At 69.6% G+C, this 18,750-nt stretch carries 17 protein-coding genes and 1 other RNA gene; 10 read left to right on the forward strand and 8 right to left on the reverse strand.

Annotated features, from left to right (window positions below; translation table 11 throughout):
* The first annotated feature begins 223 nt into the window (after positions 1-223).
* From ACR2FV_RS09720 to ACR2FV_RS09765, 10 genes are all read left to right on the forward strand, one after another.
* Complete coding sequence (locus ACR2FV_RS09720) at positions 224-1,036, forward strand: HAD-IA family hydrolase (RefSeq protein WP_434015491.1); 813 nt, start codon at positions 224-226, stop codon at positions 1,034-1,036.
* A 179-nt stretch (positions 1,037-1,215) separates the two neighbouring features.
* The gene (locus ACR2FV_RS09725) at positions 1,216-2,679 is read left to right on the forward strand and encodes a nitronate monooxygenase (protein ID WP_434015492.1); all 1,464 of its coding nucleotides are present in this window, start codon (positions 1,216-1,218) and stop codon (positions 2,677-2,679) included.
* Positions 2,680-2,709: 30 nt separating this feature from the next.
* Positions 2,710-3,831: a peptide chain release factor 2 gene (gene prfB, locus ACR2FV_RS09730; RefSeq protein ID WP_434015493.1), complete on the forward strand. Its 1,122-nt coding sequence runs from the start codon at positions 2,710-2,712 to the stop codon at positions 3,829-3,831.
* Between the two features lie 101 nt (positions 3,832-3,932).
* Positions 3,933-4,643, forward strand: coding sequence for a cell division ATP-binding protein FtsE (gene ftsE, locus ACR2FV_RS09735; RefSeq protein ID WP_434015494.1), 711 nt, complete (start codon positions 3,933-3,935; stop codon positions 4,641-4,643).
* A complete protein-coding gene (gene ftsX / locus ACR2FV_RS09740) occupies positions 4,640-5,563 on the forward strand; it encodes a permease-like cell division protein FtsX (protein ID WP_434015495.1) in 924 nt (307 codons plus the stop codon). The genes ftsE and ftsX overlap by 4 nt, the downstream gene beginning before the upstream one ends.
* Before the next feature lie 82 nt (positions 5,564-5,645).
* Positions 5,646-7,109, forward strand: a complete 1,464-nt coding sequence (locus tag ACR2FV_RS09745) for a peptidoglycan DD-metalloendopeptidase family protein (protein WP_434015496.1) — start codon at positions 5,646-5,648, stop codon at positions 7,107-7,109.
* Positions 7,110-7,209: 100 nt separating this feature from the next.
* Positions 7,210-7,686 (forward strand): SsrA-binding protein SmpB, encoded by a 477-nt coding sequence (gene smpB / locus ACR2FV_RS09750; RefSeq protein WP_434015511.1) that lies wholly within the window; start codon positions 7,210-7,212, stop codon positions 7,684-7,686.
* 158 nt (positions 7,687-7,844) lie between these two features.
* Positions 7,845-8,212: a transfer-messenger RNA gene (gene ssrA / locus ACR2FV_RS09755) on the forward strand.
* A 210-nt stretch (positions 8,213-8,422) separates the two neighbouring features.
* Positions 8,423-9,106 carry a hypothetical protein gene (locus ACR2FV_RS09760; RefSeq protein WP_434015497.1) on the forward strand — a complete coding sequence of 228 codons (684 nt, stop codon included), beginning with the start codon at positions 8,423-8,425 and terminating at the stop codon, positions 9,104-9,106.
* Complete coding sequence (locus ACR2FV_RS09765) at positions 9,097-9,597, forward strand: tyrosine-type recombinase/integrase (protein WP_434015498.1); 501 nt, start codon at positions 9,097-9,099, stop codon at positions 9,595-9,597. Before ACR2FV_RS09760 ends, ACR2FV_RS09765 begins: the two co-directional genes overlap by 10 nt.
* Positions 9,598-9,895: 298 nt before the next feature.
* Here the strand turns inward: ACR2FV_RS09765 and ACR2FV_RS09770 are convergent, their stop codons facing one another.
* The 8 genes from ACR2FV_RS09770 to ACR2FV_RS09805 all read right to left on the reverse strand — a co-directional run.
* The gene (locus tag ACR2FV_RS09770) at positions 9,896-10,528 is read right to left on the reverse strand and encodes a sarcosine oxidase subunit gamma family protein (RefSeq protein WP_434015499.1); all 633 of its coding nucleotides are present in this window, start codon (positions 10,526-10,528) and stop codon (positions 9,896-9,898) included.
* A 16-nt stretch (positions 10,529-10,544) separates the two neighbouring features.
* Positions 10,545-13,343 (reverse strand): 2Fe-2S iron-sulfur cluster-binding protein, encoded by a 2,799-nt coding sequence (locus ACR2FV_RS09775; RefSeq protein WP_434015500.1) that lies wholly within the window; start codon positions 13,341-13,343, stop codon positions 10,545-10,547.
* A gap of 47 nt (positions 13,344-13,390) precedes the next feature.
* On the reverse strand, positions 13,391-13,657 hold the full coding sequence (locus ACR2FV_RS09780; protein ID WP_434015501.1) for a sarcosine oxidase subunit delta: 267 nt from the start codon (positions 13,655-13,657) through the stop codon (positions 13,391-13,393).
* The gene (locus ACR2FV_RS09785; protein WP_434015502.1) at positions 13,657-14,940 is read right to left on the reverse strand and encodes an FAD-dependent oxidoreductase; all 1,284 of its coding nucleotides are present in this window, start codon (positions 14,938-14,940) and stop codon (positions 13,657-13,659) included. The genes ACR2FV_RS09780 and ACR2FV_RS09785 overlap by 1 nt, the downstream gene beginning before the upstream one ends.
* Entirely contained in the window at positions 14,933-15,814 is an 882-nt protein-coding gene (locus ACR2FV_RS09790) for a methylenetetrahydrofolate reductase (protein WP_434015503.1), read from the reverse strand. The genes ACR2FV_RS09785 and ACR2FV_RS09790 overlap by 8 nt, the downstream gene beginning before the upstream one ends.
* Positions 15,801-16,856, reverse strand: coding sequence for a homocysteine S-methyltransferase family protein (locus ACR2FV_RS09795; RefSeq protein ID WP_434015504.1), 1,056 nt, complete (start codon positions 16,854-16,856; stop codon positions 15,801-15,803). The genes ACR2FV_RS09790 and ACR2FV_RS09795 overlap by 14 nt, the downstream gene beginning before the upstream one ends.
* Complete coding sequence (locus ACR2FV_RS09800; protein WP_434015505.1) at positions 16,853-18,061, reverse strand: glycine cleavage T C-terminal barrel domain-containing protein; 1,209 nt, start codon at positions 18,059-18,061, stop codon at positions 16,853-16,855. Before ACR2FV_RS09800 ends, ACR2FV_RS09795 begins: the two co-directional genes overlap by 4 nt.
* Before the next feature lie 58 nt (positions 18,062-18,119).
* Positions 18,120-18,750 (reverse strand): hypothetical protein (locus ACR2FV_RS09805; RefSeq protein WP_434015506.1); only part of this gene is annotated, 631 nt, incomplete at its 5' end.

Raw genomic sequence — 18,750 nt, forward strand, 5'->3', positions numbered from 1 at the left:
CACTCCGCATACCTGGCACCCTGGATACCTGGCACTCCGCATACCCGGCACGCCTCGCTGATCCGCCACTTGAGCGAATTCCTTGGTTAGTCTGTAGGTTGTGTACTAGGCACTGACTTGTCACTGACAGTTCGAAGACGTCGAGCTGACTGCGTCTTGGAATCCATGCGCCGGCGGGGGCGATGACCACGCGGCGCATCTGCACGGAAATTGAGGTGCTGCAATGGCACTGTCCTCTCTGCGAGCCGCTCTGCGACGCGCGTCCTCCGGCGGTGCGGCCGGCATCGTGACCTGGCACGACGACTTCGAGTTCGAGGGAGCGCAACTGCTGTCCGGCGGACCGGGGGGCGGCGCCGCACATGTCGAGCCACGGCACAATTGGAGGATGACGCCGAGGGTGACCGACCGCCGCTTCGCTGCGGTGCTGCTGGACAACGACGGCACACTGATCGACTCCACACCCGCCGTGGTGCGCTCCTGGAGCACCTGGGCGGCCGAGCACGACGTGGACCTGCAGACCCTGGCCGGCTACCACGGGATGCCGGCTGGAGCGATCATCGATGAGGTGGCCCCCCACTTGGACCGGGATGCGGCCCTGCAGCGCATCATCGACCTCGAGGAGGCCGACACGGACGGGGTGCGGGCCCTGCCGGGGGCGGTCGCCGCGTTGACGGCCTTGGCCGATCACGCCGCCATCGCCACCTCCGCGACGCGCAGGCTGGCCCTGGCCAGGCTCGGCGCGGCCGGAATCCCGGTGCCCGAGGTCCTCGTCACGGCCGATGACATCGTGCGCGGCAAGCCGGACCCCGAGCCCTACCTGCTCGCCGCCATGAGACTCGGTGTGGACCCCGCCGAATGTCTGGTGGTGGAGGACGCGCCGAGCGGGCTGAGGGCCGCCCGCGCCGCCGGATGCGCGACGCTGGCCGTACTGACCACCTCGTCCCGCGACGAGGTGAGCGCCGACCTGGTGGTCGATGACCTGTCCGACGTGATCTTCACCTGCGCGTCCAAGGGCGTCCAGGTCGCCCTGGCCTAGACCCGCGAGCACATCCCGCCACTGGTGAGCGCACCGAGCCGGTGGCCGAAGATCGGGGGTGGTGGCGCCGCGTGCCCTCGTCAAGGGCGACATCTGCGCAGGCTTACGGTACCGTAAGTTACGCAAGCGAAACCTACGCGATCGTAGGTCTCGACCTCATACACACCGAGGAGGCCTGTGTGGCTCCGACTGACCTGCCCGTCGTAATCCAGGGAGGGATGGGGGTGGCCGTGTCCTCGTGGCATCTGGCCCGCGAGGTGTCCATGTCCGGCCAGATGGGCGTGGTCTCCGGCACGGCGATGGACGCCGTGCTGGCCCGCCGACTCCAGGAGGGTGACCCCGGTGGTCACATGCGGCGCGCGCTGGCCGCGTTTCCCTCACCCGAGATGGCTGCCCGGGTCCTCGACAAGTTCTACATCGAGGGCGGCAAGGCCCCCGACGCGCCCTATCGCCCGCTGCCCAAGCTGACGCTGGACACCTCCCGTGCGGCCTCCGAGCTGGCCGTGGTGGCCAACTTCGCCGAGGTGTGGCTGGCCAAGGAGGGCCATGACGGGGCGGTCGGCATCAACTGCCTGGAGAAGCTGCAGGTGGCTACACCCACTGCCCTGCTCGGTGCCTCCCTGGCGGGGGTCGACTACGTGCTGATGGGCGCCGGCATTCCCCGGGAGATCCCCCAGCTGCTCACCGACATCGCCGCGCACCGGGTCGGGCGGGTCACGGCCGACGTCGCCGGTGGCACCATCACCCGCTACATCGAGGTCGACCCCGTCGGCCTCCTGGGCGATGAGCTGCCGCCCATCCGGCGCCCACAGTTCCTGGCGATCGTCTCGGCCGAGGTGTTGGCCAACTACCTCTACCGTGACCCCGAGATCCGCCCGGACGGCTTCGTGGTGGAGGGCCCCAGCGCAGGCGGTCACAGCGCGCCACCGCGCGGCAAGATGCAGCTCGACGACGGCGGCGAGCCGATCTACGGCCCGCGGGACCTGGCCAACCTGGCCAAGATGGTCGACCTCGGCCTCCCGTTCTGGCTCGCCGGCGCCTACGGGACCCCGGAGAAGGTTGCCGAGGCGCTCGACGCCGGCGCCGCGGGTGTGCAGGTCGGCACCCTGTTCGCGCTGTCCAACGACAGCGGCCTGACGCAGCAGACCCGCGAGGAGATGCTGACCCAGCTGCGCGAGACCGGTGACGTCGCGGTGCGCAACGACCCCCGCGCCAGTCCGACCGGCTTCCCGTTCAAGGTCGCCACCTTGCCGGAGACCGCGAGCCAGGAGCCGGTCTACCAGGCCCGGCCCCGGCTGTGCGACCTGTCCTACCTGCGCACGGCATACGAGAAGGACAACGGCAGCATCGGTTACCGCTGTCCCGCCGAGCCGATCGACATGTACCTCAAGAAGGGTGGGTCGCAGGAGGCGACCGAGGGCCGCAAGTGTCTGTGCAAAGGGCTGATGGCCAACGTCGGCCTGGGTCAGAAGCGCAGGGACGGGTATGCCGAGGACCGGCTGGTCACCCTGGGGCAGGATCTGGCTGGGGCGCTGTGCCTGATCAAGGACCACATGCGCGGCTGGAGCGCTCGGGACGCGGTGCAGTGGTTGGTCTCACAGGTGCCTGCGGCGCGGCTGCGGACGGTGCAGCTCGTCGGCTGAGCGGGTGCGGCTCGCGTAGGCTGTCCGATCGTGACGGTGGACTTCGACGGCGAGATCAAGCAGCTGCGGGCGACGATGGCGACGGTCCGCGAGGTCACCGACCTGGAGCGGCTGCAGGTCGAGATCCAGGAGCTGGAGGCGCAGGCCTCCGTGCCGGACCTGTGGGACGACGTGGAGCGCGCGCAGAAGATCACCTCGCGAATGTCGCGGCTCAAGGCCGAGCACGACCGGGTGACCGGGATGGACGACCGGATCGAGGAGCTGGAGGTCTTGGTCCAGCTGGGTCAGGAGGAGGACGACGCCGAGACTCTTGCGGAGGCGCAGCGGAGTCTGAGCGGCCTGCACAAGGCCGTCGACCAGCTCGAGGTCCGCACGCTGCTCAACGGCGAGTTCGATGCCCGCGAGGCGGTCGTGACGATCCGCTCGGGCGCAGGTGGGGTCGACGCCGCCGACTTCGCCGAGATGCTGATGCGGATGTATCTGCGGTGGGCCGAGCGACATGACTACCCCACCTCGGTCCTGGACACCTCCTACGCAGAGGAGGCCGGGCTGAAGTCTGCGACGTTCGAGGTCAAGGTGCCGTATGCCTTCGGCACCCTGGGCGTCGAGGCCGGCACCCACCGGCTGGTGCGGATCAGCCCGTTCGACAACCAGGGCCGACGACAGACCAGCTTCGCCGCCGTGGAGGTGGTGCCGCTGATCGAGTCCACCGACCACATCGAGATCCCTGAGGCCGACCTCAAGGTCGACGTGTTCCGCTCCTCCGGTCCGGGCGGGCAGTCGGTCAACACCACCGACTCCGCGGTGCGGATGACCCACCTCCCGACGGGTGTCGTGGTGTCCATGCAGAACGAGAAGTCGCAGATCCAGAACCGGGCTGCCGCGCTGCGCGTACTGCAGTCCCGGCTGCTGCTGCTGAAGAAGCAGGAGGAGGACGCGACCAAGAAGGAGATGGCCGGCGACATCAAGGCCTCCTGGGGGGAGCAGATGCGGTCCTACGTGCTGCACCCGTACCAGATGGTCAAGGACCTGCGCACCAACTATGAGGTCGGCAGCACCGCAGCGGTCCTGGACGGCGACATCGACGCGTTCCTGGAGGCCGGCATCCGGTGGAAGCGCTCGCTGGAGCGCGCCGAGGCCGCGCAAGGCTGATCCTGCGCCCGACACCACGGTGTGTCGGCTCCCCAAAAGACAGGAGCCTCATGGGTAACATCGAGGACGGCAGGTCCCCGACAGGAGCGATCCTTAGGCCCATGATCTCCTTCGAGAACGTCAGCGTGCGCTACGCCAGAGGCGACCCCTGGGCGCTGCAGGAAGTCACCATCGACATCTCGCGGGGGGAGTTCGTCTTCGTGGTCGGTGCCTCCGGCTCGGGCAAGTCGACCCTGCTCCGGTTGATCATCCTGGAGCAGGGCACTGATTCGGGAAGGGTGCTCGTCGCGGGCCACGACCTGGGATGCATGTCGCTGCGGCGGGTGCCTGCGCTGCGCCGACAGGTCGGCACGGTCTTTCAGGACTTCCGGCTGCTCAGCGGCAAGACCGTCTATCAGAATGTGGCCTACGTCCTGCAGGTCCTGGGCACGCGCGGCCACGTGATACGGCAGACCGTCCCCGAGACGCTCGAGCTGGTGGGCCTGCAGGACCGGGCCAAGCGCCTGCCGCACGAGCTCTCCGGCGGCGAGCAGCAGCGCGTGGCGATCGCCCGAGCGATGGTCAACCGGCCTTCGATCCTGCTGGCCGACGAGCCGACCGGCAACCTGGACCCCCACACGAGCCAGGAGATCGTGGCCATCCTGGACCGGATCAACCGGACCGGCACCACCGTGGTGATGGCCACGCACGACACGACCATCGTCGACACGTTCCGTAAGCGCGTCGTGCAGCTGCGCGACGGACTCGTCGTGCGCGACCAGGCGGACGGTGCCTACGCGCCGGTCGAGCTGGAAGGGGTGGGCCGCCGGTGAGACCGGCCTTCCTGCTCACCGAGGTGATGGGCGGTCTACGCCGCAACACCTCGATGTTCGTCTCGGTGGCCCTGGTCACCATGGTGTCGCTGTTCTTCCTGGGCACCGGGCTTCTGGCCCAGCAGCAGGTGGACACGGCCAAGGGCTACTGGTACGACCGCGTGCAGGTCTCCATCTTCTTGTGCACGCCGGACGCCACGGATGTGCCGGCGTGCGCTGCCGGCGGCGTCACGCAGGCACAGAGCCGACAGCTCAGCGCGGATCTGGACAGCCTGGAGCCACTCGTGGAGAAATACTGGCACGAGTCCAACGACGAGGCCTACCAGCGCTTCCGGGAGCAGTTCCAGGGGTCACCGGCGTTGGACACCATCCCCAAGCAGGCGATCCCGCAGAGCTACCGAGTGCAGCTGTCCGATCCGACGAAGTACGACGTCATCGCCGGGGCGTTCCAGGGCGCTCCGGGGGTGGAGAGCGTGGAGGACCAGCGAGAGGTGGTGGACAAGATGTTCACCTTCCTCAACGTGGTCAGCGTGGTCGCTGGCGCTCTGGCCGCCGCCATGGTGCTGTGCGCCGGACTTCTGATCAGCACGACCATCCGGCTCACCGCCTGGTCACGGCGGCGGGAGACCGGGATCATGCGACTGGTCGGAGCCTCCGCCTTCACCATCCACGTCCCGTTCGTGGTCGAGACCGTGCTGGCCACCCTGCTGGGTGCGGGACTCGCGGTCGCGCTGCTCTGGGCCATGGTGGAGCACGGCATCAGCGGCTTCCTCAGCGATCTGCTCGCGGGGGAGAGCAGCCTGGTCAGCCTGGTCGGCGTGGACGACCTGTGGATGATCACCCCGGTGCTCGTCGGCGGCGCGGTCGTGCTGGCCGTGGCCACCTCGTGGATGGCGTTGCGCCGGTATGTCCGCCTCTAGCCGCGCGGCCCGGCGTTCTGCGCCGCACGACGGCGCGCAGGTCACGAACGGGCCCTCGTCCCACCGGCGACCACGCCGGCGGGTGAGCGCGACCCTGGTGCTCGCGCTGACGACGGGCCTGCTGCTCACCGCGCCGGCCCTGGCGGACGACCTCGACGACATCAGGGAAGAGATGGGGGAGGTGGAGCAGCGGCAGCGCTCGACCGAGCAGCAGCGCGGAGGCGTCGACGACCGAATCGAGCAGCTGGACGATCATGTCGACGAGACCTCGGCTGACCTCCAGCAGGCCGACGCCCGGCTGGAGCAGACCACCGGCAGGGTGGAAGCGGCGCAGGTGGCGCTGGCGGCGACGCAGGACGAGCTGCTCGCTGCCGAGGAGGAGACGGAGCGGATCGACGGCGAGCTCGAGGTGGCCCGCGCCAACGAGGTGAAGATCGAGGTCTCGCTGGCCGACAACGACGCGCAGCAGCAGGAGAGCCGAGCCGCGGTCGGCGCCATGGCCCGGGAGTCCTACAAGAACGGCGGGTTGGGCAGCGTCGCGATGACGCTGGACGTCCTGTCCGGTGACGGGGACGCGGTGCAGGAGATGGCCATGGCGCGCACCGTGCTGCGCGTCCAGGACCAGACGCTCGAGCGACTCCTGAGCCAGCAGGCCCAGGAGGTCGCCGAGGGTGACCGGCTGGAGGGGGTGCGTCAGGGCATCGCCCTGCTGCTTGCCCAGGCCGAGGTAAACGTGGTGCGCAAGCAACAAGCCCGCGACGGAGCGGAGCAGGCCAAGAGCGAGCTGGAGGACGTGCTGGCCCAGCAGGCGGCCGACCGGGCGAGCCTGGAGCAGGAGAAGGCCGCGCTCGAGCAGCAGCTCGGTGCCGCACAGCTGGAGTCCGAGGAGCTGGAGACCGAGCTCGTTGAGCTGGCCCAGCAAAAGCACGGACTCCAGGTCGCGGAGACCGCCGAGCAGCAGCGCATCGCCGAGGAGGAGGCCCGGCGCAAAGCCGAGGAAGAGGCCGATCGCCAGGCCGCCGAGGCAGCGCAGGAGGCCCGCCGGCAGCGCGAGCGGGAGGCAGCGCCGGAGCCGCCACCGGTCGCCGCCCCGGAGCCCGCACCAACCCCGGAGCCCGCACCAACCCCCGAGCCCGCACCTCCGCAGGTATCCTCTGGCTTCCTCTCGGCCCCCTCCCCGGCCGCGGTCGCCAGCACCTTCGGCTATCGGGTCCACCCGATCCTCGGCTACTCGCGGCTGCATGCGGGCATCGACTACGCCGGGGCCTGTGGATCGCCGGTGTACGCGCCGGCCGACGGGGTCGTCATCGGCGCTCCGTCCACGCAGGCCGGCGGCAACAAGCTGCTCATCGACCACGGCGTGCATCGCGGGGTCAACCTCGTGACGACCTATTCGCACCTGTCCGGATATGCCGTCAGGTCCGGCTCGGTCAACCGCGGCCAGCTGGTGGCCTACATCGGATCCAGCGGGCTGTCGACCGGGTGCCACCTGCACTTCGAGACCCGGGAGAACGGCATACCGGTCGACCCGTTCGGCTGGCTGTAGGCTGAGCGGTCGGGTCATGCCGACCGGGCACGCCACCCACCACAGCGCCACCCACCACAGCGCCGACCACCCCCGCATCGGACCGAGCCAGGAAGAGCAGATGTCCAAGAAGACCGGGCGCCAGCTCGTTGCCAGCAACAAGAAGGCCCGCCACGAGTACCTTATTGAGGACGTCGTCGAGGCCGGGCTCGTGCTGACCGGGACCGAGGTCAAGTCCTTGCGGATGGGTCGGGCCTCGCTCGCGGAGGGTTACTGCACCGACTACCGCGGTGAGCTCTACCTGGAGAACGTGCACATCCCGGAGTACACCCAGGGCACCTGGACCAACCATGCTGCCCGGCGGCGGCGCAAGCTGCTGCTGCATCGCGAGCAGATCGACAAGATGACCGCCAAGGCCGCCCAGGCCGGGCGCACCATCGTTCCGCTGGCGCTGTACTTCGTGGATGGCCGGGCCAAGGTGGAGATCGCCCTGGCCAAGGGCAAGAAGCTGCACGACAAGCGGCAGACGATGCGGGAGCGGCAGGACCAGATGGAGGCGCAGCGGGCGATGTCGGCGCACCTGCAGCAGCACGGCTGACCGACCTCGGTGCGGTGCCGGGAGACCTGGGCCGGGAATCCGGTGGCCTCCCCGTCCGTTGGACCAGTAGACTCGGTAGTTCTTGCCGAGCACAGTGGCATGCTGGAGCACAGTGGCATGATCTTGACAACTGCACAGTGTGATGTGGCCACCCCCATGGGGGTGATCGGTTTCGACGTTGTACGGCCAATCAGGGGAAGCGGGTCGAGGACGCAAGGTCATCTCGTCAACGCTCCTTGCAAAACCAATAGGTGCCGATTCCAAGCGCACCGACTTCGCCCTCGCCGCCTGAGCGAGTTCGCAAGTCCGTCAGCCTGAGCTAGTTCCCGACTCAGTGCCTGGCGTCATCTAGGGGACTTGCTGCGCGACCTTGTCGAGGGGTCGCGTGGGACTCTTACTCGACTGGGCCTGTCAGGGAACGTGTGCGTGCGAGCCCTGGGGCCGAGAAAATCCGTAGCGCACTGCACCCGGAGAAGCCCTGGTTCCCCGGCAGCGGACGCGGGTTCGATTCCCGCCACCTCCACCACAGTGGTAGGCCACGTCACAACTCAGCACGTCAGCCCCCAGTTTCCGCAGGTCAATGCGAAACTGGGGGCTTCGTGCGTGTGGACAGATGTAGCCACGCGAAGCCGTATGACGCCAGAATTTCTGTCACACTGCTGTCACAGCCTGGGTTCGGTGCCCATTGCGAGCACCCCCAAGTGGCCCCGGCCAAGCCGTCACACCTGGAGGATGCATGCCCCAACCCGCAAAGCTGCCAAGGGGGATCACCCGCTACCGGGGTCGCTACAGGGTGCGGATGACCCACGAGGGACGCACCCACGCGCTCGGCATGTTCGAGACCCTCACCGACGCGAGGGCGGCCCTGGACATCGCTCGCGGTGATGCCGTGCGGGACCGGTTCGTCCCACCGAGCGAGCACCGAGCAGCCCGCAAGGCGGAGGAGGTGAGGGCGGAGGCCGAGGCGGTGACTCTGAGGGAATGGTGCGAGATGTGGCTGGCTGGCCTGGAAGCCAACCACCACCGCTCGCGGGCCACCGTAGTCTCGTACCGCTCCGTGCTCAAGAACCACGTCCTGGAGGACCTGGGTGACATTCGGTTGGCCGCGCTGACAACTGAGCGTGTGAGCGAGCACCTGGCCACCCTGGCCAGCCGTCCTTCGGAACGACACCCCGGTGCCCGTGTGAACGGTGTCGCGCCCAACGTCGTGATCGTTCTCCGGTCGATGCTGAACGCCGCGGTGAAGGCCAAGGTCGGCGGGCTGGATGCCTTCGACTTCCCCAAATCGCCCAAGCACCGCCGAGTGCGCCCCGAGGACGAGCAAGGAGAGGTGGCTACACCCGAAGAGGTCAAGGCGTTCACCGAAGCAATGCCCCAGCGCCTGCGGATCGCGGTCCCGCTGGCCGCCTGGTGCGCCTGAGGATCGGGGAAGTTCTTGGCCTGCAACGCCGTGACCTGGAGAACCTGGATGACCCCGAGCGCGCGTTGCTGCATGTCCGGAGACAGTGGAACGTTAAGGCCAACGCGTTCACGCCGCCCAAGGCGGACAGTGTGAGGAGCATCGCCCTGCCCGCTGCCCTGTTGCCCGCTCTACGGCAGCACCTCGACATGTACGCGCCCATTCACCGGACAGCACCGGTCCTCGCCGGCAGCCGTGGCGTCCGCGTCTCCCAAAGCGCGCTTGATCGGGCTTGGAGGTCCGCGAGGGAGGATGCGGGACGGCCCGGTTTTCACTTCCACAACTTGCGGCACACCGGCTTGAGCAAGTACGCAGAGCAAGGAGCAACATTGGCCGAACTGCTTCACCGTGGCGGGCACACCGACGTCAGCGTGGCGCTGCGGTACCAGCACGCGACTGCCGAGCGCGACCGGGCTCTGACCCAGCGGCTGAGCAGTGACATCGAAGTTTGACCATGTGGACCAGCTGTGACACCGCGTATGACGTCGTCAGGGTGAACTCAGCTAGGGATCCTCGGTCGCTAGAACTCTGACGTTTGTCTTGAGTTCCGGGGCCGAGTACGCTGGCCAGGTCTGCTCCACAACTCGCAGGATAACCTCCTGACCAGCCACTTTGATGGCACGGCCGACTCCCTTGGAGCTCGGCACCTCGGCGCAGCAGACGGCGGCGGCCAGCCATATGGACCGCGGTGCCAATGTTCGCGTGCGCCCACAACCAGGCAGCCCGCACCTCGGCGGTCAGAGGCGGAGCTCACTGGATTCCGGGGGCGAGGAAGCCGTCGGCCTCGACCCCGAACTCGCGACCCGCGTCGAGCAGCGAGTCGAACAGGTACTGCCCCGATGAGCGCTCGCAGTGGAGCAGGTAGGACCGCGTCCCGCCCCGGTCGTCACGGAGGATGTCCGTGGCGACCCCAGCCACCAAGGACCTCAGGGCGCTGGCGTCCGGACAGACGGAATCGAGCAGGTCGACGCCGCATTCCTTGGCCAGGAGCCTCGGCGCGCTTGCCCCGGTGAGACGCACGAGCGCACGTCCGTGAGTCATGTCGAGGACGCTGACGAGCTCATCGGTCCGTGCCGCGGCATCCTCGAGCCAGCCGACGACCAGGGCCTGCTCCCCCGGCGCGGCCAGGGCCAGCCACTCACCGGGCGACGCTCCAGCCAGCAGCACGTGCGTGGTCGACGGCCCGACGTCCCAGGACGCACGCGCCGTACGCCCGAAGCGCACGCCCAGGGTCTGCGCCAGGGCACCGTCCCAGGGCGCCCTGATCGCGACTTTGGAGAGTGGGGTGTGGTCGGTCAGTGTCAGTGCGGCGGTGCTGTGGCGCGCGCTCACCGTCCAGCCGGAGACGACGGTTTCCGGCGACGCGGTCGCGATGGGGCTCATCGCGACGACAGACTCGTCAACCACGGAGCCTGCGCCCCTCCGGGTCGACCTGCGCGAGGTGCTCGGTGACGACAGCAGTGGCCGTCCCGCCGTCGAGCAGCCGCACCGTCACCCGGGTGCCGGGCTCGGCGAAGCGAGCCTCGACCTGGCCCAGGCACACGGACCGCCCGAGCGCCGGTGACAGCCGGCTGGAGGTCACTCGGCCGCAGATCAGTCCGTCGTGGTCGACGAGCTGGCTCCCCTCCACGGGCACGAGGGACTCCTGTGTCGTCTGTAGGCCGACGAGACGGGTCCCGTCGCGGGTCTCGTGCTGCCACCTCAGCTCGGGCAGGCCGGCGGCGTCGCCCTTGTCGAGCCTGACGAGGCCGTCGAGCCCCGCGCCGTACGCCCCGGTCAGTCCGTCGGTGTCCTGGCCGACGATCAGGTGCCCCTTCTCCAGCCGCAGGATCCGCTGCGCCTCCACCCCGAACGGTCGCACCCCGAGGTCGCGGCCCCGCTCGAGCAGCGTCTGCCAGACGTGCAGCCCGTAGCCCGCGGGGACGTGCAGCTCGAAGCTGAGCTCGCCGGTGAAGCCGATCCGCATGAGGACGCAGCCGTCCACGCCGGCGACGCGTCCCGTGCGGACGTGCATGTAGGGGAACGCCTCCGATTCGACCGCGACGTCGTCGACGACCAGCGCGAGCAGCTCGCGGGATCGAGGACCGGCGACATTCATGCTGGCGTAGGAGGTCGTGACCGGCGTGACGTGCACCTGCCACTCCGGGTGCTCGGTCTGCAGCCAGCTCTCGAGCCACGTCCAGACCGCGGCCGCCCCCGTCGACGTGGTGGTCATCAGGAAGTGCTCGTCGCCGAGACGCGCGGTGACGCCGTCATCGATCACCACCCCGTCCTCACCGCACATGACCCCGTAGCGGACGCGCCCCACCTCCAGCTTCGACCACTTGTTCACGTACACGAGGTTCAGCAGCCTGGTCACGTCCGGGCCGCGGAGGTCGAGTTTCCCGATCGGGGTGACGTCGATGACGCCGACGCCTTCCCGGACGTTGCGCGCCTCGCCCGCCGGGTCGCCGTAGTGCTCCGGACGGATCCACGCCCCGGCGACCAGCGGTACGGCGCCCTGTCGTTCGTGCCACGACTGCAGGGGCGAGCGGCGGACCGGCTCTCGCTCCCGGCCGGCCAGCGCGCCGAGGGTGACGGGCGCGTACGGCGGCCGCCAGGTCGTCGTCCCCGTCTCCGCGATCGTCCGGCCGGTGGCCTCCGCGACGATCGCCACCACGTTGACCGTCTCGAGCTTGCCCTGCACGGGGCCCATGGTGGCCGTCGTGTACCTCTTCGCGAGCTCCGCCGAGTCGTAGCCCTCCGCGACCGCTGCGAACAGGTCCTTCGATGACACGTCCTCGGAGAAGTCGACGATGCCGTGGGTGCGGCCGCGGACCAGCTCGGGATGCGCCCTCGTCGCCAGCTCGGGGAGCGGTCCCGCCGGTGCAGAGGCGGCCCGCCTGGCCGCCTCCCGACCCACCGCGTCGGCGTGGGCCACCAGCTCGTCGAGCGTCCCGTCACCCACCACGCCGCCGGTGGCCAGCACGTCCGGCGACCGCAGCGAGGGATCGGGCCGGAAGCGTGCGGCCCTCGGGTCGTAGCGCGGCACGTCGCCGGCCATCGTCAGCAGGGAGACCGCCGCCGTCCAGCCGGTCGCCGTCACCACCAGGTCGCACCCGAGCGTCCGGCCGTCGCCCAGCTCGACGGAGCGGACCCGGCTGCGACCGTGCACCGAGACGATGTCGCCGCCCTGACGGGCGTCCACGCGGACCACCTCGACCCCCACCCGCTCGAGGTCGGCGGCGGCGTCGTCCCCTTCGGCGTTGGCGGTGAGTACGACGGCCCGCTCGCCCGGCCTGACGGCGTACAGGTTCACGAGCCGTCGCACGGCCGTCGACAGCATCACGCCCGGGACGTCGTTGCCGGCGAACACGTACGGTCGCTCGATCAGCCCCGAGGCGACGACGAGGGTCTTCGCCCGCGCCTTCACCAGCCGCTCGTCGATGTCGGGCAGGCCGCGTTGCACGACCGAGACCAGGTTGCCGTCGTAGCGCCCCAGCACCACCGAGTCCGTCAGCACCTCGATCGCCGGTGTCGCGTCGACCTGCTCTCGCAGCTCGCGCAGGGCGGCCAGGTCGAGAGGGTCTCCCCACCGGAGGTGCCCACCAAGCTCGTGCTCCTCCTCCACCAGCAGCACCGAGGAGCCGGCCTGGGCCGCCGCGACGGCGGCCGCCATGCCGACCGGCCCGCCACCGGCGACCAGCACGTCGGGATGGGCATGGCGCTTGTCGTAGCGCACTTCGCGGCCGGCGGACGCCGGTCCGGACCCGAGCACGCCGCCGTGGGCGAACCGCTCCAGCACCCGCTCGTACGCCGGCCACAGCCGGCCGGGGCTCATGAACGTCTTGTAGTAGAAGCCCGGCGGCAGTGCTCGGCGGGCCAGCTCGTTGGCCGCCTTGACGTCGAGGGCCAGCGACGGCCAGGTGTCCTGCGAGCGCACGTCCATGCCCGACTCGACGAGCCGGTGCGCACCGCGGACGTTGGGCTCGTCCCCGACCTGCACCATGCACCCCGGGTCGAGGTAGCTGGCGGTGAGCAGCCCGCGCGGGCGGTGGTACTTGAAGCTGCGTGAGAAGACCCGCACCCCGCAGGCCGCCAGGGCCGAGGCGATCGTGTCGCCGACGTACGCCGGAAAGGTCCGGCCGTTCCAGTCGAATGTCAACGACGCCGCCCGGTCGATCACCTCACCGGGCTGGCGGGACAGCCGCTCGGACATGGTGGGAGACCCGCCCCGTCTTCGCGTAGCCGACCGGCCCCGGGGCGTCACGGCTCCGGCTCCGGCGCGACCTGGCCCGCAGGCCGCACCACGTTGGTGGTGGTGTCGCGCTCCACGAGCAGGTAGCGACGACACCCCATCCGGTGATACCAGCGCTCGGTCGTCCAGCCCGCGGCGTTGCGGCGCAGGTAGAGGTAGTCGCGCCACTGCTCGGTCGTGGTGGTGAGGGGGTTCGGTCGGCCGCGCGGCTCGCCGACATAGCCGAACTCCTCGGAGTCGCGAAGCCCGCACCAGGGGCAGGGCAGCAGGATCATCAGTGGCCCACCGCCGCGGCGCCCTTCTCGCCCACGAGCCGACCCTGCGCGAAGCGGTCGAGCCCGAAGGAGGCGATGAGCTCCGGCGGGCGGCCGGTCGCCACGCACTCGGCCATCGTCTCCCCGGCCACCGGGCCCGCCTTGAAGCCGTAGGTGCCCCAGCCCACGTCCACGAGGAACCCGTCCACGCCGGTCGGCCCCATGATCGGCGCAAAGTCGGGGGTCATGTCGCAGAGTCCCGCCCACTGGCGCAGCAGCCGGAGCTTCGCCAGGCCGGGCATCAGCGCCAGGACGTGACCGGCCAGCCCCTCGGTGAACTCGAGCGACCCGCGCGTCGAGTACGACGCGAACGGGTCCACGCTGGCCCCGAACACCAGCTCTCCGCGGGCGGTCTGGCTGACGTACACGTGCAGGGTGCCGGAGACGACGACGGTGCGCAGGAACGGCTTGACCGGCTCGGTGACGGCGGCCTGCAGCGGGAAGGTCTGCACCGGGAGCCGGACGCCGGCCAGGTCGGCGACGAGGGTGGCCCACCCCGCGGTCGCGTTGACGACGAGGGGTGCCGAGATGTCGCCGCGGGTCGTCCGCACCCCCTGGACCTTGCCCGCCGACACGTCGATCTCGGTCACCTCCGTGTCCTGGTGCAGGTGTACGCCGAGGCTGTCGGCGGCGCGCGCGTACCCCCAGACGACCGCGTCGTGCCGGATGATGCCGCCGGGCGGGTGGTAGAGAGCGCCGAGGATCGGGTAGCGGGCCTCGTCGGTGACGTCCATCTGCGGGACGAGCCGCTGCACGTCCGGCGGCCCGATGACCTCGGAGTCGACGCCGCACACCTTGTTGACCTCGGCCCGCCAGCGCATGGTCCGCAAGGAGGAGTCGCTGTGGGCCAGCGTGAGATGTCCCTTGCGCGAGAACATCACGTTGAAGTTCAGGTCCGCGGCCAGGCCGCGGTAGAGCTCGAGGGACCGGTCGTAGAAGCGCACCCCTTCCGGAGTCAGGTAGTTCGACCGCAGGATCGCGGTGTTGCGACCGGATCCGCCGCCACCGAGGTAGCCCTTGTCGAGCACCGCGACATCGGTGATGCCGTGGTTGCGGGCGAGGTAGTAGGCCGTGGCCAGCCCGTGGATGCCGCCACCGATGATCACGACGTCGTAGGTCCGTTTGAGCTCGTGGGTACGCCAGGCGGGCGCCCAGGGGTGGTCGACGACCCCGTGCTTCAGCAGCGCCAGGGCGGAGTAGCGAGCCGCTCCGTGGCGGCGTCCGCGACGGCCGGCCTCAGCCATAGCCGTCCTCGTCGGCGAGCCGGTCCAGCAGCTCCCGGCGCCACTGTTCGGTGGCTGCCACGTCGCCGAGCGTGTACACGTGCAGTCCCGCCACCGCGGGCGTCTGGGGTGCGGCGTTAGAGAGCAGCTCGCCGAGCAGCCCGTCCGGGCGGTAGCCGCTGACGCGGAGCAGCTTCGTGCCCCCGCGATGCTTGCGCAGGAACCGCAGGGAGTTCCCCACCCCGATCCGACTGGCGATCCGCAGCAGCTTGACGCGGTCCACAGCACCGGCGACGCCCACGTGCACCGGAAGCTGGACGCCCAGCTCACGGGCATGACCGATCCACCGTTGGACGGCGCCCGCGTCGAAGGACATCTGGGTGACGACATAGCTGCTCAGGGACTGCTTGGCCAGCAGGGCCCGGTCCAGCTCGGCCGGCGCGACGAACGGATGCCCCTCGGGGTATCCCGACACACCCAGGGACGCCGGCGTCCGACCGGCTGCGGATCGGCGGAGCCGGTCGATGGCGGCCAGGAGCTGGACCGAGTCGGAGAAGGCGCCCACCGGCTCTTCGCCGTCGCCGGCGACGATGAACGCGTCGCGGACGCCGGCATCGTCCAGCCGGGCCAGGATCTCGGCGAGTTGCCGCTCGTCGCGCAGCATCCTGGCCGCGAGGTGCGGGACCGCCGAGTAACCACCGCGGGCGAGCTCCTCGGTGAGCACGAGCGTCGGTTCCAGCCCGCGTCGGGGGGACGCGGTCACCGTCACCGGCAGAGCACTGGGCACGTGCAGCCCGACCTGGTCGGCGGTGCCGGGGAGTGGGAGCACCTCGTAGCGCGGCCGGTCCAGCAGCGCAGCGAGGGTGCTTACGTCCGCACCGCTAGAGACGGTCACGGTACTCGCGGTTGTGCTCTTGCAACCCGGGAGCGGTGCCGAAGAAGGCGTGCTTGGACATGTCGAGCGAGTACCCGCTCGCCGCGGGGGTGCGCCCCAGCGCCTCGGCCATGCTGCGCACGTGGTGCGGTCCCGCGCCGCAGCACAGGCCGAAGTAATGCACGCCGGCCTCCTGCGCCGACCTGGTGAAGTCGGCGACCTCGTAGCGGTTGCAGGTGAACGGGTCGAGAGCCGCCGGGAACGGCCTCCCGTCCGGCAGCAGGGAAGGGTCGGCCTCGCGCAACGACTGGAAGGTGGGCTGGTCCTCGGTGGTGCGGTAGGGAACGGGAAGCGCGGCGACGGGTACGTCGATCGCGGCGACGATCGCCGCCAGCAGCGGCAGCATGGTGGCCGGGCCGCGGATGCAGTTGAGCCCGACGACAGCGGCGCCCTCATCTGCGAGCCGTCGGCACGCGTCCGCCAGGGAATCGCCTTCCCGTGTCTCGGCTTGCTGCCCGACGGCGAGCGTGATGACGGCCGGCAGGCCCGCCTGGCGGATGACATCGAGCGCGATCTGACTCTCGCCGGCGTAGCGGAACGTCTCACCGATGACGAAGTCGACACCCGCCTCCGCCGCCCATCCCACCTGCTCCTCGAACATCGCGCGGGTCGGCCTATGGGAGTCGGAGTTCTGCGGGTCGTAGAGGTTGGTGTTGCAGACATTCCCGGCCAGCAGCGTGCCTGACTCGTCGGCCACTTCACGCGCGAGGGCGAGCGCCTGCCGGTTCATCTCCTCCAGCATCCCGTCCTTGCCGACCGCGCGCAGCTTCTCGCGGTGGGCGTAGTAGGTGAGCGCCTCGACCACGTCGGATCCTGCGCGGACGAAGTCGCGGTGCAGCGAGGTGACCTGCTCTGGGTTGTCAATCACCACCTCGGGCACGAACGCCCCGGCCTGCAGGTAACCGCGACGCTCGAGCTCGAAGAGATACCCCTCGGCGCACACCACCGGGCCTGCCTCGAGTCGCTCGAGCAGACCCGGACGGCGTGCGTCGGTCTCGCTCATGCACTCGCCTGGGCTGCCTGGACGCCCTTCGGGGTGTCCTTCTTCGGGTCGACGAACGGCCGCGGGACCACCATCGCGCCGAGGTCTCCGCGGGCCGCGGTGCGCACGGTCAGCTTGGTGCCGTTCTCGCTCTTCTCGACGGGGACGAGGGCGAAGCCGATGTTCTTCTCCAGGCGCGGGGACCAGAAGGCCGATGACACCTGGCCGATCTGCTCGCTGCCGTCGACGACCGGCACGTAGTCGTCGAGGTAGCCGATGATCGGGTCGCCACCGATCTCGAGGCCGACCACCTTGCGGCTGACGCCTTCCTCGGCGATGCGGGCCAGCGCCTCCTTGCCGATGAAGTCGGAGTCGCTGTCGAGGTCCACCGTCCAGCCCAGGCCGATCTCGTAGGGGTTCAGGAACGCGTAGTCGCTGTAGGCGTTGTTGTCCAGGGCGATGTCGGATCCATAGCTGAGGATGCCGGCCTCGACGCGGCGGATCTGGCAGGGACCGATCACGGCGAGATCGTGGGGTTGACCCGCCTCGAGCAGGGTGTCCCACAGCTTCATGCCGTCCCGGCTGGCGTTGCGCAGATAGATCTCGTAGCCGATCTCGCCGGTGTACCCGGTGCGGCCGACCACGACATCCATCCCGTTGAGCTCGAACTCCGCACTCCAGTAGTACTTGAGGTCGAGGACCTGGTCGCCGAAGAGGTCGCGCATCAGGGGCTGCGACTTCGGGCCCTGGATCTGGACGGGCGCCACGTCGGGCTCGGTGACGCGGACATCGAGACCGGCCTGGCTGGCCACCCCCTTCGCCCAGAGCAGCACGTCCCCGTCGGCGACGGAGAACCAGAAGCAGTCCTCGGCCAGGCGCAGCAGCACCGGGTTGTTGATCACGCCGCCGTCGACGTCGGTGTTGAGCAGAAACTTGTTCTGGCCGACCGCGCACTTGCTGAGGTCGCGCGGTGTGAGCATGTTGGCCAGCGTCAACGCGTCGGGCCCGGAGATCTCGACCTGCCGCTCGACGCCCACGTCCCACAGGGTCACGTCGCGGACGAGCTTCCAGTACTCGGCGAGCATGTCGTCGTAGTGCCGCGGGTGGTACATCCGGTTGCACACGGTGTAGGACTGCACGCCGTGCCGCTCCGAGGCATAGAAGTACGGCGACTTGCGGATGCGGCTGTACATGTGGATCTTCGGGACGTCGTAGGGGATGCGCATGGGTCTCTCTCTTCTTCTCAGGTGCTGCTGTCGGTCGAGGTTGGTCGGTCTGGCTTGGTCAGCTCCACGGGAAGGGAGAGCTGCTGGTGGGGTGCAGGTCGCCGGTTCGATAGCGGTCGAGGCGGAAGGGGGCGAGCAGCTCCTGCGGCTCACCGAGGAGCTCGCGGGCCACCAGTTCGCCCACTCCGATGAGCTTGTAGCCGTGGTTGGAGTCGGCGACGACGTGGACGTTCTGCCGGAACGTGTCGATGACCGGGAAGCTGTCGGGCGTGAAGCACCCGAGCCCACCGGAGTTCTCGTCCTTGTACAGGTGGCTCGTGCCCTCGAACCGCTGCTGGCAGTGCGCCAGCGCGGAGGTCCACATCCGAGCGAATCCACGGTCGGCGCGGCGCTCGGGGCTGGCCGGGCCGTACGGGTCCACCGCGACGTCTCCCGTCGGCACGTCGACAGCGACCGGCATCGCACCCCCCTGCACCCCGCCGAAGTTGAAGTCCGGCTTGTAGTAGATGCCCCACATTTCCTCGGTCACGAGGTCACCGCTCTCGTCGGACAGCGGGGCGTCGGAGTCGACGTGAATGACGGGGGGCAGGCCCCCCCGGGTGTCGGTGAACAGGCCCGGGTCGACGCCGAGCGTCCCCTCCTGGAGGAACAGGTAGGTCCACATGTCGACGCCGCTGTGCAGCTGCCCG

It is taken from the genome of Ornithinimicrobium sp., from assembly GCF_051004135.1.
Classification (GTDB): Bacteria; Actinomycetota; Actinomycetes; order Actinomycetales; family Dermatophilaceae; genus Ornithinicoccus.